Here is a 17,510-nt window from a genome sequence, read left to right on the forward strand (position 1 = left end):
CCGCCGCCGAACCTGACTTCAGGCCAGGGCCTGCCGGTCGTGGCGGCGAACGACGCGGAGACCTTCGAGCAGCGCACCAAGGATCCAGCGTTGTTCAACTGGCGAAGCACCGTCCTTATAGTAGGCAAGCACTTCACGCACGGTGGTGGGGAAGGCAGCGGCGGCGGCGCGCATGCGGTGTGCTTCGCCTTCGGTCATCAGATCGAACACCGCTTCTACTTCCTCGATCTCACCGGTATCGAGCTGGACAAGAATTTCCTCGGGAAGCTGCAGATCATGCTTCTTCACCTTGCCCAGAACCTCACGCGGTCCATTGTCGGGCTGGCGCACGAGCTTGAGCGTGCGGGTATCGTCAATGAAAAGAAGCATTTCTAACTACCCCCAAAAAGGCGCAAAACTTCGGACCGACAGTCCATGCTGGACGCCGGATTACAGTAACCAGACACTCCACGGCACGAATACCATCGAGTTAGTCTTGCAATCGATCTCGTGCGAACTGTAGTATGATCAGAATCAACTGCGTAATTTACCCAATATATTCAAATGGATAAATCAGTATCGATTACTGATTCTTCGCCCCTTGCAAAATCCATAGGCTGCCATTGTGACAGGGTTGCTACATCGCTGCTGGCGACCAGCAGTCGGTCAATAGCTCGCTTGTTCCTGCGCCGAAACCATGCCCATGTCTTCTTCAGGCCTTCGTGAAGCGGGGTAGACGGCTCAAATCCCAGCATTCCGCGGGCCCGAGAGATGTCGCACCAGGTCTCGACGATCTCGCCGCGCCGTGCGTCGCGATACTCCACCCGCACCGGCAGCGGATCGACAACGTCCCGAATCAGGTCAATCAGATGGTTAATCGAAACCGGCACGCCCGAACCCAGCTGGATCACGGTCGAGACATCGCAATCCAGCGAGCGAATGATGCCATCGCACAGATCTCCGACGAAGATGAAGTCCCGCACCTGCGATCCATCGCCATAGACGACCAGCGGCTTGCCGCGCAGGATCTGCTTGAAGAAGCTCGCGATGACGCTCCCCTTGTGGAACGAGCGCGGACCATAGACATTGGCGAACCGCAGCGAGAGCGAGCGCAGCCCGTAGCTGCCGCTCCACGCCGAAAGATACCCCTCGACCGCCATCTTCGAAGCGCCATAGGGCGCGAGCGGCCGGGGCAGGAGGCCTTCGTGCACCGGCGGCGGTACGTCGCCGATGATCGCGCCGCCGGTCGAGGCATTGATCAGCCGCGGCACGCCCCGCGCGCGCATGGCCTGCAGCAGGCGGAACGAGCCGACCACGTTGACGTCGAAGTTGTGCAGCGGATCCTCGATCGAATCGATCACCCGCGTATCGGCCGCAAGGTGGATCACCGCGTCGATGCCCTGCAGCGCGGTGTCCAGCGCATCGCTGTCGCGGATATCGCCGCGCAGGAATTCACCCTCGAAGCTGCCGAGATATTCGCGCCGCCCGAGCGCCTCGGAATCGAGCACACGCACCCAGTGTCCGGCCTTTTCGAGCCGGGGCACAAGGTTGGCACCCACGAAGCCGCAGCCGCCCGTAACCAGTATCTTCTTGCTCATCGACCGCCCCATCATACCCTGTCGCGAAGGTCAGGTTTTGCATTCGGCATCGTTCCCCCTGACGGTAGCGATACCCCATCCTTGTTGCTGTCCTGCTGCACCGGCTTCACGCGGCGCACGCTATTGCGGGCGAGCCCGGCCATCATGCGGATCAGCACGTTTTCCGGCCCCCCGGCATCGCCGCCCCGCGCCTTGGCTTCACCCGCTGCCGCGCGCAGGTGCATCCCGCGCGAGAGCAGCAGCAGATCGCGCATGCCGAGCGGCGTGGCCGCAAGCATGGGGCGGATCAGACGGAAACTGCTGGCCGAGAGATCATAGCCGCGCTGCTGCATCCACGCCGGCGAGCGCGGCTGGATAGTGCCGAGCTCGGCCATGACTGTCTGGCAGACAAGGCCGGCAAGCTGCGCGCGGGCGATCAGTTCGCTTTCGTGGCCGAGCACGCGGTAATCGGTGGTGAACCCGCCCAGATCGAGGAAGGCGGCGCGGTCCACCATCAGCGGCAGTTCGACGAGATCGTTCCACAGAAAGCTGTCGGTCGGTCCGCTGATCACGGTCGCGCGCAGCTTTCCTGGCTTGTCTCCGCCGGTCTCGGAGCGCTCACGGTAGAGGTAGGTCAGCACGTGCGCCTGCGCGTTCTCAGCGCAGCGGACCAGCGTCGCCAGCGCACCGGGTGCGAGCCATGCGCCTTCCCACATAAACAGCATCCGCGCCGCCTGGGTCTCTCCCGCGAGCTTGTTGAAAGCCGCACCCGCATCCAGATCGAAGGCATCCACCACCCGGTGCGCGAAAGCATGCCGCGAAAGCGCGTCACAAACGGCATCGCGCGCCCCGGCCTCTTCGGCATCGACCGCAACAAGCACTTCGGCCAGCGTGCCATCTTGTTGCGCGAGGCTCGCGAGCGTCTCTTCTAAAGCGGCGAGATCGCCCGTGTAGTAAATCCCGACTGCTGCCGTGGACGCAAAGGCGGGCTCGCTGCTGCCCCGCGCCTTATCGAGCAGTTCTTCGCGCAGCGGGCCACCCAGCTGGCGGTGAAAGCGGCGCCACACATCGAGATTGGCATGGTTGTCAAAACTGGGGCGCGGCACCATGCCGCCAAGGCGCAGCACTTCTTCCAGCTTGTCGCCGAGCGCGACCGGGTGCGGCTTGCACAGCACCGCCTCGTGGTCCCCGGCCGCGATAAGTTCGGAATTGCCGCCAACATCGGTCGCGACGCAGGGAATTCCGCAGATCGCCGCTTCGTAGACCGCCATCGAGCTGTTTTCGATAATCGAAGGCATGACCGCCAGCCGCGCGCCATCCAGCAGATACTTGACCGCATCGTACTGCTGAAAATCCGTGAGGATCTGGACTTCGACCGGCCAGCTCCGCGAAACTTCGCGAATGAAATCGTCGGTATCGTGATCGGGATGTGAGGGCATCCGGCCGCCCGGCTTGCCCATGAACGTGATCCGCTTCGGCAGCGCCACGCCCTTGCGGATCAGCCGCCGGATCGCCTGGCAGAAGATGAAGAGGCCCTTGCGCGCCTCAAGCCTGCCGAAGAACACGAGTTCGTCGATCGGCGTACGCTGCCCGCGCGGCAAGGCGCGGCGGTGCATCAGCGTCTCAAGCTTGGCGAAAGTGGCGACGTTGGGCTGCACGAAGCAGCGCCCTTCGGGCAGGGCATAGCCCTGGCTCGTCATCCAGCGCAGCAGGTGGAGGCTTCCGCCAATCACCACATCGCCCATTTCAACGCTGCGCCGTTCGGCATGGATCTTCACGAGATCGTCCGCGCGCTCAAGCGTGTGCGAGCCATAGAGGCGGTTCCACATCCACGGCGACGACGTCTTGACCAGGAACAGCGTGTCCTTGAACGCCAGGCCCTGCCGCTTGGCGAGCAGCGAAAGGTAGCCCGCGCCCCGCCATTCCGAGACATGCACGACATCCATCGGATGCTCGATCAGATGGCGCATCATGTTGTAGGGCACGCGCAGCCAGCGATCGGCATTGGATGCAAAGCCGTCCGCCGCCGCATAATCGGGGCATGGCACCAGCTTGACGCCGAGCTTTGCGTAATGGTCGATCCAGTGCTCGATCGTATCGGTCTCGACCTTGGTGCCGCGCAAGTAGAGCACGGTCGTATCGAACCCGGCTTCCGCCAGCATGATCGCAAGGGCGCCGTAGGTGTTGCCGATGCCGCCGTTGCGCACCGGGCCCATGACCTGCTCGGTCGCAATGCAGATGCGTGTCGGCCGCGTACCTTCCGGCCACTCCCCGAACATCCCGAGCCCGGGCAACTCCATCGCCCAGGCCTTGCCGGCGCGCGGCAGCAAGGCATCGAGCCGCCCCTCGGGCGACGCGGAGCACAGCAGGCGTTCGACATCGTTGATCGCCGCGCCTGCTTTCGCCTTGCGCCGCGCCGTGCCCTTGCTGGTAGTGCTGCGCCGTGCTGACAAGGCCTCTCTCGCACTTCGTAGCGCGCACGGCAGCGTCTCGCGAAAATCGCGATGTGCCGCCCGCACGGCCAAACTGGTGAAGGTGTTCGTTCGCAGTTTCAGGCGCGAAACAACCGCCGGCGTCCCCACGCCGATGTGCGGTCAATATGCCCCCTCAACCCCGTTCGGCAGTATGCGGCACGCGTTGCACATTTGTGTCGAATTGGCGGTGTTTCGATGACAGCCGGGGTTTTTTCGTCATCGAATGTGTCAATCTCGGTCAGTTCGTCTTGCAGTTCGGATCGTTCGGATCATCGCACGGGTCGGACCCGGCAAAGCCGCGCACTTCGACGGTAATGATCGAGCGCTTGTCGGCATTGCCATTGCCGTTCTGTCCGTTCGATTGCGCAGTGGCTGCGGCGTTGGCGCCTGCCGGCGTTGCCACCGCTGCCGGCGCGGAGGCGGGTACGCCCGAGATCGAACCGCTCGACGAACTGATCGCATCGGCGTTGGCAACGCGCGCCGCGATGACGACAACGTCGCCCGAAGCACGAACGCCCGCGTCACCCGCGTCAACGGTGCCGACCGGCGCGATCAGGCTGACCGACGAGGCCGGCGAATCGGGGGTAGGCTTGAATGCGCCGATACCCGCGCCCGATACCGAACCCGCGCTATCGACCTCGGCATAGCCGTCGAGGTTGAAGCGCACGGTGACAGGCGGGAAGTTGGACGCGCTCCGCGGCCCTTGGCCCGCATTGAGATCGCCGTTGGACGAGAACATCACGATGTTGCCGCCGCCAACCGAGAACACGCGGCTCTGGTTCACCAGGAAACTGCCGTCCGTGAAACTGTAGATCTTGCCGCCGCGCAGGCTCAGCACGCCTTCGTAGCCGATCGGGATGCTGTCGATCGCGCGCACGTTGGTGTTGTTGATCTGCCCGTAGGCGAGGCTCGAGGTCGGACCGACGCCGAAGCGGCTGACGCGCCGCGCCGCCTGTTCAGACGTACGCACGACCGAACCGCCGATGAAGTTGCCGCCCGGCCCAAGGATCGTGATGTCACCGCCGCGCGTGGTTTCGAGCGTCGCAAGCCGGAGATCGATGCTGCCGGTGACGATTTGGTTTGCCTTGACCGGCTGGCCGTCGGCAAGCTTGCGCACCGGCTGACCAAGCGGATGATCGGCGTTCACCGTCGCCTGATCGGTGGTGAACTGGGCGAGGTTGTCTGTGTAGCCCCAGGCGGCGGGGAACAGCGTGTCGATGGCCCGATAGGCGCGGATCGAAGGGGTCCGCTGGAGTTCGTTGTAGAACAGCTCCTTCACGAGGAAGCCGTGCTGAAGCAGCGGATCGAGCCCCTGGAACGCGGTATAGAGGTCCGTCATCCGGCCATAGGCAGCGGCCGCCAGCGCGGCATTGCCGTCGGTGGTATCGGGATAGGACGTCGAGCCGAAGATCGCCGCGAAGGCATCCGGCGCATGGCTTCTGAGCCAGGTCGCAAGGATCGGGGCATAGATCGGCTTAGTCCAGTCCGGCCGATCGTTGCCCAGCTCGTCCGTCACTTGCACGAACAGCGCGCCATCGAGCTTCGCGGCATTGGCGGGGTTGAGGTAGGTAGTGGTCAGGCCGTCGTAGTTGATGCCCTTGCCGACGCCGAACAGCACGGAAAGATCCGCGCCGACCGGGGCCAGCCACGGGTTGGCATCGTTGCCGACGGTCTGGATGCCGCCCGCATAGCTGATGTTGTCGATTGTTGCCGAGTTGATGAACGGCCCGATGTCACGCCCGGCCTGGACCTGGAACGTACCCGGCCCGCCCAGCAGGAAGTTGCTGCTGACGATGTAGGGCAGGTTCGCTGAGGCAGACGATGTCGTCGTACCGAGGATATCGCGTCCGGCAGTGATCGTGGTGGTATCGGCGGCGGAGGTATTCTGGCCGGTGAAGTAGAGGTTCACGATATCGCGCCCAGCGGTGATCCGCGCCTGCTTGGCAAGGTTGATCACCGAGTTGGCAATATCGCCGCCGGCGTAGATCTCGGCCGCCGTGTGGTCGCCGGCATGCGTGCTCGCCTCGTTGTGATAGAGCCGCAGCAGTGTGTCGCTGGTCGTGATGTCGACACCCGGGAGGCCGAAGCCAAGCCCTGCCAGCGCGGTGACGTTGCCCGAACCCGATGCCGTCAGCGAATCGAGGTTGATCTCCGCAGCGGAGAATGCGCCGGGGAGCAGCGACGGATCGCTGTCACTCATGGCGATGACGAGCGAGGACAGGTTGCCCGCGCTGAACAGCTGCAGATTGCTCGTCGGCGCCGGGTAGAGCAGCAACGGCAGCGCCGGCATCGTGAGATCGCCTTCCAGCGCGGCGAGCGACAGATGCGGCGTCAGCACGTGGCCGGCGAAGATGCCGGCATTGCCTGCGCCGATCTGGAAAGGCACGGTCTGATCGACGCGGTTGCCGATATAGCGCAGGCTCCCCGTTGCCACCGCGCTGAACGCGGCCTCGGGCGTGAAGAAACCTGCCGCATCGTACTTGCCCCGGGCGTTCCCGTCGCGCCAGGCGCCCAGCGCGGAAACCCCGGCCAACGCGATGTCACCCAGCGCGCTAAGCGTGACGGCGCTGCCACTGGTGCGCAGGCGCAGGTATTGCGCATCGTCGCTGGTTGACGAAATGCGCTCCTCGCCAAAGGCCGTAACGCTGCCGCCCACCGAGATCGTCGCGCGGCCAGTCGCGACGTCGATCTGACCGGCAGCGAGGTTCCCGCCGATCGTTGCGTCAAGGTCGCCGCTGCCGAGATTGACCTGCACGAGTGCCGTCGAAGTGCCGCTCGCAGTGCTCGCCGTTGCGGTGGTGACCGCCGAATCGAGTGCAACGGTCAGATCCGAAACATCGGCGCCTGCGCGCAAGGTGACGTCCCCGCCCGCAAGCGCGCCCACGCCGCTGGTGAAATACTTGGGCGCAATGGCGATTTCGGTGTCCTGGCCGACCACGCCGGGCCGCCAGCGCTGCGAACTGTCGCCGATCTGGGTCACGTCGAAGCTCGACACGAGGTTGTTGCCGAGCGAAGCGCCCGAACCGAGGAACGTCTCGGACCAGACGTCTCGCCGCCCGAGAATGCTGCCGCCGGCATCAAGCGTGACCCGGCCGCCGCCAGTCGCGAACACGGCGGCCTGCTCATCGAAGCCCTTCGGCGACGGGATGAAGCCGCCGTCCTGCGCCGCGATCGACTGGTAAGGACTGGCCACCGGCGCGCGCATCAGCGCATTGGTGCCAATGACATTGGCGAGCAGCGCCGAGGCTGCGACGCGGTGCCCTGCGGTGTAGATCGCCGTCCCGCCAACTTGCGCATTGGTCGAACGGGAGACGGAGGACGTGACGCCCTTTTCCGTGCGATAGATCGCATCGGCCCCGCCGCGCAGATCGATGTTGCCCGATGCGGCAAGATCGATGCTGCCATCGCCGGTGCGCACGAGGCTGTGCGTATAGGCCACTTGCGAGCCGTAATTCCCGACCGTCGGCGCCTTGAGCGTGCCAGTGGGATAGCCACCCGTGCCGGCCTTGATCCCTTCGAGGATCAGGCCCTGCGACTGGTTCAGGAAGCCGAGCATGGCGCCAAGCGGCGCGGCCACCCCGGTGATGACGCCCGCGCTGTTGCGCACAAAGGTAGCGTTGCTGCTGCCGAAATAGGCCTGTGCCGCGCTGCGCAGTTCTGATGCTGCGCCAACCGCGCCGGTGCCCCAGGTCATCGTCGTGTAGGTATCGCTGGCAAGCCCTGCCGCCGCAGCGCTGCCGGTGCCGCCTTGGCCGAGGAGATTGTCGAGCGTGAAGACAGGCCCCGCACCGACCGCGCTGGTCGGGACAGCAAGCGTGAGGTTCACGCCGGTGCCGATGCGGGCGCTGCCCTGCGTGGCGGTCAGCGCGTAGCTCTTCTCGCCCTCGACGATGATGTTGGCGTTGGTCGCGTGGTCGACATGAAGCGGATTGGCCGAGACCGAAGTCCCGGCACCCGCGGCAAAGCGCAGGCTGGTGGAACGGATCGCCGAGCCATCCGAGAGCAGCGGGAAAAGCTGCGCAAAGCCGAGGGCGTCGCCCGAAAGCTCGCCCGTATTCGGATCGATCGCATAGCCCGTCGCAGTAACGTCGTTGTTGCGCCCGATATAAGGCGCCGCGACGCCGACATCGCCCTGCTGCGCGCCCTGATAGAACTTCGCCAGGGCGACGACGAGCGTGTTGTCAGCGTTTGCCGCGGTGTTTCCGCCCGAAACGTCGGTGAAATTGGCCAGCGACTTGCAATCGAGCGTGGTCCCGCATGAAAGCAGCAGCGCCGGATTGTAGGTCCGGTCTCCGCCGCCGAGCTGGTAGTTGATCCACGTGGGGTCGGACTTGTCGGCAAATGTGAAGAAGCCGTCGCTGATGCTTGCCGCGATATCGAGGCCGCCGCCCGCGCGCAGCGAAATCACCCCGGCCTCGCCGCTCGCCTTGGCGCCGACGCGGTAGAGGAACGCGGTATAGTTCTCGAGCAGATTGCCTTCCTGCCCGGCGACAACCGCGTAGTAGGGCTTGTTGCCCGGCCCCGGGCCCAGTTCGGGGATTTCGGTCATCAGCCCGTCGGCTATGGCCTTGGCCACGTTGACGGTGCCAGCCGCAAGGTTCCAGTTGGTCGTCAGCGCAATGTCGGTCGCGGAAACGAGGTCCACGCCGGGGCGCAGGCGCATGCCCGCAAGGCTGCTGCCGTCGACCGCACTCACCCCGAAATGCTGGATGAACCAGGGGATCGAGGCCGTGCCGTCAGCGCCCTTGAACACATCGGAGAGGATGTTGTTGCCATCCGGCGTGGTGTCGAGGAACACCGCATTGGGCGTCGCGATGACGCCGCTGTAGAGCCCCGAGGTGCCGATCTCGTCGAGGTTATAGGTCTTGTAGCCCTCGACAGAGACCGATTGCGCACCGCTGACGAGGCCGTGCAGGCGCAAGTCGATCTTGTCGTCATTGGCGCCGAACACCGGTGCGCGCAGCGTGAGGTTGCCGCCGGTATCTGCCGCAACGAAATCATAGACGGTGGTGCTGACGAGTGTGCTGGGATCCTTGACCGTCCGCGGCAGCAGCCGGTTTCCGGTCCGGCCATCAGCATTTGCCGCCACGGTGCGGGTCGCCGAAAGATCCAGCTTCGCGCCGTCGGCGATGGTGATCGCCCCGCCGGTGTTGCCGATGCCGATGGTAACGTCACCCGCGCTGGCCTGCCGGCTGTCGGTATCGGCATAGCCCGAGCTGTGCGTATCAAGCAGCGCCCCGGTCTGGAGCGTCACCCCGGCCATGCCCCAGAGCGCGATGTCGCCGCCGTTCACGCGGGCCTGTGCCGCCTGGACTGCGGTCAGCTTGGAAAGATCTGCCCCCGAGGTATCGAGCGTTCCGCCGATCACGATGCTGCCGCCATCGGCCGTCAGCGAGATCGAACCAGCCTTGAGGCGGTGCCCGCCCGCCAGCGTCATGTCGCCCTTGCCCGCACGGATGGCGATATCGCCGCCGAACAGGGTGCCGTAGCGCTGGGCAAATCCGTCGAGGTCGAACGCCGATTGGCCGGCGTCGAACGTCAGCGAGGCAAGGCGGCTGCCCGTCACGCCCGGATTGAGCGTGGCGCCGAACGCGATTGCGCCGTTGCTGGCAAGCAGGTTCAGGCGTCCGGCATTGCCGATGCCGTTGTCGATGCTGATCGACGCAGCGGAGCCCAGCACGATGCCGCCGCCCAGCGAAACGAGATTGACCGTGCCTCCGCCCGCCGAAACCGTCGTCGTGGTGGTGCTGTCGCCATAAGTCCGGCTGAACCCGACCGTTGCCAGCGAGGCCGAGCCTGACAGCGTGATCGCGCCCTTTGTCTGCGCATCGATGACACCGGCCGTGGCCGCGATCTGCGTGCCATCGACGGTCAGGCTGTCCACCGGGCTGCCAGCGCCGCCGAACGTCAGATGAGCGCCCGGTGCGCGGATGCCGGTGGCCGTGGGCACAGCCGCTCCCGCAGCCGGCACCGGCGCGGAAATGCCGACCGCGCCGGTCGTCGCGAAGGTATAGTCGGGCGTGACCGGGATCGTGTAGTTGCCCGCGGGCGTGACCGTGTCGCTCGCCGCGGCCGAAGCCTTGGTCAGGTCGACCACGGCGGCGCGGTCGACAATGAACGGCGTCACCAGCGTGAGCGACGCACTGCCGAGATCGAGCTTGCCCTTGCCGGAATAGTAGATGCCCTTGGAGGCGGTAAGATTCAGCCCGCCATCGAAGCTGTAGGGCCGCAGCGTGCCCGAACCGAGCGTCAGCGTGCCGGTCTCGATGGTGAGGACATTGCCCGTCGAACCGCAGAGCGCGCCCGAAATGGTGGAGCAGGTCGCCGCTTTGCCCGAAGAGTTCGTCAGCCGCAGGCTGTCACTGACAAGCGTCAGCGTATCCCTGCCCCCGGTGTAGCCTGCCAGCGCGACAGCGGGCGTGTCCAGCGTCAGGCTGCGGAAAACATGCCGGCTGCCCGGGAGAAACGCGATCGGCGCCGATGAGCGCAAGGTGAGCGAATCAGCGGCGGCCAGCTTGGCCTCGAGCTTCGCGCCGATCCCGCCCGCCGTGCCGAAGCTCAGCGCATCGCCGACCAGCGCAATGCGGGAAGCCTCAAGCTGCGCGCCATCATCCACCGTGAGATTGCGGCTCGTCTCCATCAGCAGCGATGCACCGGTCAGCGACGCTGCGCCGATGTCGAGCGTGGCCAGGCGGTTGGTGTTGGCGGCTGCAACGGTGCCAACCCGCGCGACAAGGCGCTCGGGCCCGCCGGAAAGGCGCAGGATCGATCCGATCCCGGTCTGATCGTAAGTGGGATCGACCGCCGTGCCGGAATTGATCAGGTAATCGCCTGCGCGGGTATCGGACAAAGTGCCCGTCGCGGTAATCTTCGCGCCGTCGGCGAACGTCAGCCGCGCGCCCCGCCCGCCTACCGCGAAGATCACTTCGGGCACGGTTAGCCGGGTGCTCGCGCCCACGGTGATCCGGTTGGCGAAGACATTGAGCGTGGTGGTATCGTCGGTATTGTCCTGCCGGGTCGCGCCGATCAGCAGGCTCGCCGCATTGAGCTTGGCAAGCGTGGTGTCGCTCAGCACCAGCGAGCCCGCGTCGCCCTCGCCCGAATGATTGATGATGATATCGCGGCCGAGAATGTCGACTTCGGCGCCGCGGCCCTTGGTGCCCGGCGCCATGTTGAAGGTGCCTTCGACCTTGAGCGACGAAAGCGGCGCCAGCACCACGCGCGCAGCATCGAGCGCGAGGCGCGGGGCGGCCTTGCCGGCGGAATTCGCCGCATCGGAAATCGATGTGCTGCCGCTGGTCGTCTCGATGCGCGAATAGGTCAGCACCGTATCGTGCGACATGATGGTGAACGACCGGCGCGCCGATTCCGCAAGCGCGGTCCCGGCGGTCGAGTAGGTGCCGCCCATGACGATGCTGCCATCGCGCAGCACTTGCGAGGCGCCGGCCGCTGGCGCAGAGGTGTCGGTGTTTTCGACGATGCGGTAGGCCCCCGGCAGCAGCGCGTAGTGTGCGGGCATCAGCACGTACTGGCCCGCAGCGATGCCGCTTCCGCCATCGAGCGTCACCGCGAGGCCCGCGTCCGAACCATAGAGATTGGTCGGCGAGGAGCCGCCGACATAGTCCGCAGAATAGATCGGATCGTAGAACGCGATCTTCGCCGCCGTATCGGCGGGCACGAGAGCATAGACCTGGCGGTGGTCGGCATATTGGTAACCGGTGCCGGTCGCGGTGTCGTAGTCGTTCGAGCTGAACGCATCGGTATTGAACCGGCTCAGTACATCGCGTGAGCCGCCCGTGCCCGAGACGAATTCGTAGGCGAAGATGTCGCCGCCGCCCGATCCGTCGACGAGGCCGCCCGCCTGCACCGTGATCGCATTGCCGGTCAGCCGCAATTCGCCCGAAGGCGTCACGGTGATCGGCGACGAACTGCCCGCGGTGAAGAAGTATTCCTTGAGGTCGGTCGTGGTGCCGTAGGGGATCTTCTGTCCGCCCGCCGAAACGGTCGTGATGCTGCCTGCGCCAAACACCAGCGTGTCGATCGGTGCCGCGGAGGTGCCAAATTCGATCCGCCCGAGCGGCGCGGCAAGAAAGCCGTCCTGAAACACCTTGTTCGCGGTGATCCTGAGATAGGATCCCGCCGAAAGCGGCGTCTGCTTGTTGATATGATCGCCAAGGAAGGTGATCGAGGACGAACCCAGCGCCGAGATCAGATAAGGGGTCAGCTTGGCGGTCGATGTGCCGGCCGCTTCGCCTTCGAGGATGCGCTGCAGATTGCCCGCGCCCGTCGCGGTATAGACGCGCGCCGCATCGAACGTCAGGTCTCCCGCCGATACCACGCTGCCATTGAGCACCGGCAGCTGGGTCCGGTCGTTGCGGTCGTCGACACCGATGAGCCGGACATCGCCCACACTGTCGAGCCGGGTGGAAGCGATAGAAGGCCCGAACAGTACACTGCCGAGGACATCGATGCCCGATGCCCCGGCGGAGAACCGCACCTTGCCGTCCCCGGTCGCGGCGGTGGAGGCCTGTACGGCCCCGCTGCGGCTGGCAAACGCGATGTAGGGCGCAGAAATGGTGGCGTCGGTCCCGCGTGTCGCCGAAATCGCGACGGCGGCGTTCGTGCCCACGGCATCCTCGTTAAGGCGCGGCGCAGACTGCACCAGCAGCGACTTGCCGAGCGAAAGCGTGAACTTGCCATCGAGCGTCAGCCCGCCATAGGCGATCAGGCTGGAGAACCCGGCGCGCTCGATGCCATCGGCAAAGGCGACATTGGCAAGGCCTCGCCCGTCGTCGGCGGCCTGGATCACGGGACGCAGCCATGCCAGCGTTCCGCCGGTGGCCTGCGCGGTGCCGCCATTTGCGCGCACGATCGCGCCAGAGAGCGATCCGCCCCCGCGCAGCGCGAGAGTGCCGCCGTTGCTCCACTGCAGCGACGGGGCATAATCGATGGCGCTCACGGCAACATCGAGCGTTGCCGAAATCCCGCTGATATCGAGCATGGCACCCGGCCGCGCAACAAGGGTGCGCGCAGCAACGTTCGCCAGCTGCGGCGGCGGGTTTGGCGAAGCGCTGGTCGGATCGGGATAGGCCGGGAAGCCGTAGGCCGGGTTCTCGAACAAGGCGTAGCTGGTGTCGGTCTGCGGCCGGTAGGCGGCAGCCGTGGTCAGCGAACCGCCCGCGAAGAGCTTGCCGAAGCGGTACTGGCTGCCGTCGCTGCGCAGAGGCGCGGTCGGATCGTACAGCACCGCACCAGAGAGGTCGGTAACGCTGCCATTGCCCAGCTCCACGCCCTCGCTCGCCCCCAGCTTGCCGACGAAGTAGAGGAAATGCTCGGCGCCCGGGGTCGTGAAGATCTGGTTGTTGGTTTGCACCGAACCATCGGCGTTGGTGAGGCCGGCGGTATTGAGCGCATCGAGGCGATAGCGGCCCTGCGCGTCTGCCGCGCCGAACACCGCATCGAACCCGCTGCCGCCTTGCGCCTTGTCAACCAGACCGATGCCGCTCGCATCGAGCGCGGAGGGCAGCCTGGCCTCCTGCGTGATCGAGCCGCCGTGCAGCACGATCGAGCCTGCATTGAACAACTTGGGCGTAACAATGCTCGCCTTGACCGCGCCGGTAATGCTGCCGCCTTCGAGCACGTCGAGCTCGATCAGCCCGCCTAGCTTGAGGTTGGCGGCCTTGCGATACCAGGCATCCACCGGAACCACCGGCTGCAACACCGAGAACAAGTCCCCGCCGCTGGCCAGCGTCAGCAGCCGCTGCTGCGCATTGCTTTCGAGCACGGTCGGCAGCGTCACTTGCGTCAGGTCGAGTGTCTCGCCCTTCCCGATCGTGAGGCTGGTCGTGTCGAAGAAGGCGGATAGGCCGGTGCTGCCGTTGTCGAACAGGTTCGATACCAGCCGCGAATGATAAGTGGTGACGCCAAGCGTGCCGAACCCGGTCTGCTGCAGGAAATCGAGACCGATGCGGGTGGCCGTGGCGCTTCCGCTGGCAGTCCCGAAGACCACATCGGGCGAGATGAGGTTGAACGCCCCGCCGCCCGAGAACCCGAAGCCGCGCAGCGACGAGGCCGAGAACGACACCACGCTGCGCTGCTCGGCGGGCACCAGCGCCGGGGTCACGCCAACCGTCGATGGTGTCGCATCGAGCGGCGTGAAGGAAACGCCCTGGCCCTGCACCACGCCGCCGGCGCTGTCTGCCGGATCGGCGAGGATCGGCACGACCGAGGCGTACGTCGTCTCGTTGCGCAGGGTGATATCGCCGCCCGCCGCATCGAGCCTGAACCGGCGCTGCGCCGAAACGTAGCCGCCCGCGCTCACATCAAGCAGGGCCGATCCGGCAATGGTCAGGCTGCCCGAAAGATCGACCGCGCGGGTCGCCGCGCTCGCGCTCGCACCTACAGGTACGAAAACGCGCGGTGCGACCGTGAGGCTGATCGAGCCGCCGTTGATCCATGCCGCGCCAAGCGGCGCGTTCTTCTGGGCGAAGTCGTTGACCCACCGCCCGGCTGTCGAAAGCTTGCCGGTGACGGTAAGGTCGAACAGCCGCTGCGCATCATCGGCGCTCGCATAGATGAGCGAGATATCGTCATCGCTGCGGAAGGGGTTGCCCACGGTGCCGATGCCGGCGGCAAACACCGAGGAGAGGGCATAAGTGCGCGCGGCGATCCGCCCGCCCGCGATCCGCACATCGCCATCAAGCGTGATCGAGCGGCCCGCGTCGATTGCAAGAATACCGCCATCGACCAGCGTCAGGGCAGCATCACCGCGCAGGGTCGCATCAAGCGAAACCCGTCCGCTCGTCTGAAGCATCAGCGCGGAAAGACCTGCCCCGCGCAGCATGTCGGCATCGAGCGCAAGCGTCGCTATGCCGCCGCCAAGGCCGCCCCGATTGACCGCGATATCCTGCCCGAGTCCGATATCCGAGCTGCCACTGAACGCGCCGATGCGGAAAAGGCCGCCCGCAGGCAACTGCGCCGCGCCCTTTTGCAATTTGCGCGGATCGCCGTCGATGGACGAGGTTCCGGTCGGCTCGGTCGCCGCGGCGATCTGGTTGGCCCCGGCAAAGGCATCGCCCTTGACTGTGCCGTCAAAGGCAATCTGGCTGCCCACGACCATCAGCGCGCCAGCGTCGCGGCCCTCATCGTAAGCGGCCTCGAACCGGCCGCCTGCGATCACCGCGCTGCCGAATGAGTCGGTGGTGCCGGTTCGCGGCTGGCTGACGGTGAACCCGTCCGCCACGCCGACGTAGGAATCGTTGGGGTCCGCATCGGCAATGGCGACGATACGCCCGTCGCTGGTGATCAGCCGGGTCGTGGCGAGGAACCCCGCCTTGTAGCTCGTCCAGCCGCCGGAGATGTCAAAGAGCGCGCCGCGCGCGATATTGATCGCACCGAGCGTGCTGGCGTCGAGGTTGTTGGAGGCCGTTACCGCACCGATATCGATGCTGATGGTGCCGCCCTTGGTCAGCAGTTCCGCGGCCGTGACCGGGATCTGGCTGGTTGCCGAAGCCGCTTCGAGCAGCGGCGAGCCAACCCAGGCAACGCCGTCGCTCCGGACGCCGGAAATGCGCGGATCGACCACCAGCTTCTCGCCATTGAGCGTGAAGCGGCCGTCTGCGGAAAGTTCGCGGTAGTTCGGCGTGTCGCGCAGTTCGTTACGCTTGGCCGGGTTGATCGTCACCGCATTGCGCGAGGCGTCTACAGAAACATCCTTGAGGCCGGAAACGTCGATGATCGCGCCTTCGTCGATCGTGACCGAAGCGCGCACCGCGGAATTGATCGCGAAATTGCCCAGCGCCGCATCGTGCCCGATGACCACCTTCGCACCGGGCGCGAAGACGAAGGCATTGCGTTCCATGTGGAAGATCGAGGGCAGCAGGGCTACGTCGCCCGATCCATCGGCTGCGAGGTAGCTCGAGATCGACGCCCCGACCGTCAGCTGCGAGGTCTTGAAGTTGGGCGGGCTGCCCGGGCTGCCTTGCGGAATCGTCTCCCCGTTGTCGTCCGGAGTGATCGTTATGCCGCTCGCGTGGTTGAGGTCGTCCGAACCCGTCAGGGTGACCGACCCCGCGATCAGCGCGATCTTGCCATTGCGCGAGACGCTGGTCGTTGCGCTGAGCAGGCCCGTGTTCTCGACTGTGCCGAACACCCCGGCGCCGAGCGAGAGATAGCCGCGCCGCGATGAAATCAGGCCGAAATTGACCACGCTGCCCTGATCGGGCTGCGAGTCGCTCGGCGCCGAGGGGGCGGAAGGGGTCTGGGTGGAGAAAATCAGCCCGCGCACGTTCTGATCGGCCGATCCCGCAGCGCCGGTCGAAGTGGTGGCGCCGATCAGCCGGCCGCCCTGGAGGCTGACCTGGCCATCGGATGCATTGATGACGCCGGCGTTCACCACCGTCGGGCCGGCCAGCACGACCATGCCGCCCGAATCCGCCGTGATCTGCGCGCCGCCGTAGACCGCCACATCGCCTTCGAGCGTGCTCGGCACCGGCAGCCTGCTCGTCACGTCATAAAGCCCGCTCGGCAACAAGGCGGAAAGGAACTGCGCCTTGTAGCTCGACACGCCCGAGAGCAGCAGGCCGTTCTGGAGGTAGGCGGTGTTGCGGTCCTTGATCGAGCTGGCGACGAAGAACTGCTTCTGCCCGACCGCCGTGACGCCCGAAGCGAAGTTGCCGAGTTCGAGGCTGCTCGCCACCAGCGAGTGGAGATTGACCTGCGAATTCGGGCCGAACAGCACGCCCGCCCCATTGAGGATCAGCACGGTGCCATCGGCCTTGATCGAACCGAGGATCACACTGGGATCCTTGGCATCGACCACGCGGTTGACGACACTCCAGCTCTTCTGGGAAACGCCGTTCTGCTTCTGGTTGAAGACCAGCGAGGTATTCGACGAGACGTCGAAGTTGCGCCAGGTCAGCAGCGCCCGGCTTTGCGATTGGTCGATCGTGACAGTGACCTTGCCGGCGCTGTCGGTGGTCTGGACCGGCGCGCTGGCGCCTTCCCAGGTGTTGACGCCGGTCGGATCCTTCGCCGCGCTGACCGAATCCGGCACCGCATTGGCCTTGATCGTGGTCGTGCTCGCGCCCGCGGCGACATAGAGCGTCGCCGCGCGCACCGGCGCGATCGGGTTCAGGCCCTTGTCCGAGATGCCGTCCGTCGGCGTTTTCCGGATCGAGGCCAGCGCCGCGCTGCGGGCGGTCGTGACATAGCCCGCCAGCGCCTTGGCGCGGTCCTGCAGCGCCTGCTGGCGCGCGACGGCAGCCTGCATCGAAGGGCTGCGCAAGGTGCCCGATGTCGGGCCCGAAGAAACGGTGCCCACCGTCACCGTGCCGGCATTGGCGCGGATCTGCGCGAGCTGTGCGTGCGCAACTTGCGGCATTGCAATGCCGAGCACCAGCGCGCCCCCGCTCACACTGCCGAGCAGAGCGCGGACGGAGAATGCAGCGCGGGCGGTGTGGTGGGTCATCGTGGTTGCCCT

General features: G+C 65.8%; 4 protein-coding genes. All 4 read right to left on the bottom strand.

What is annotated here, in order from left to right; genetic code table 11:
* Positions 1-18: 18 nt before the first annotated feature.
* Positions 19-369, bottom strand: coding sequence for a hypothetical protein (locus ACO056_RS16915; protein WP_421848882.1), 351 nt, complete (start codon positions 367-369; stop codon positions 19-21).
* Positions 370-539: 170 nt separating this feature from the next.
* Entirely contained in the window at positions 540-1,577 is a 1,038-nt protein-coding gene (locus tag ACO056_RS16920; RefSeq protein ID WP_421848885.1) for an NAD-dependent epimerase/dehydratase family protein, read from the bottom strand.
* 11 nt (positions 1,578-1,588) lie between these two features.
* Positions 1,589-4,009, bottom strand: coding sequence for a glycosyltransferase (locus tag ACO056_RS16925; protein ID WP_421848888.1), 2,421 nt, complete (start codon positions 4,007-4,009; stop codon positions 1,589-1,591).
* A 259-nt stretch (positions 4,010-4,268) separates the two neighbouring features.
* On the bottom strand, positions 4,269-17,498 hold the full coding sequence (locus tag ACO056_RS16930; protein ID WP_421848891.1) for a filamentous haemagglutinin family protein: 13,230 nt from the start codon (positions 17,496-17,498) through the stop codon (positions 4,269-4,271).
* Positions 17,499-17,510: the final 12 nt, after the last annotated feature.

Origin of the sequence: Novosphingobium sp., assembly GCF_965228995.1 — a bacterium.
Taxonomy (GTDB): Bacteria; Pseudomonadota; Alphaproteobacteria; order Sphingomonadales; family Sphingomonadaceae; genus Novosphingobium.

Bases quoted from the DNA above. Each gene is read 5' to 3' on its own strand.
- ACO056_RS16930 (WP_421848891.1), bottom strand. From the start codon at position 17,498: ATGACCCACCACACCGCCCGCGCTGCATTCTCCGTCCGCGCTCTGCTC.
- ACO056_RS16915 (WP_421848882.1), bottom strand. From the start codon at position 369: ATGCTTCTTTTCATTGACGATACCCGCACGCTCAAGCTCGTGCGCCAG.
- ACO056_RS16920 (WP_421848885.1), bottom strand. From the start codon at position 1,577: ATGAGCAAGAAGATACTGGTTACGGGCGGCTGCGGCTTCGTGGGTGCC.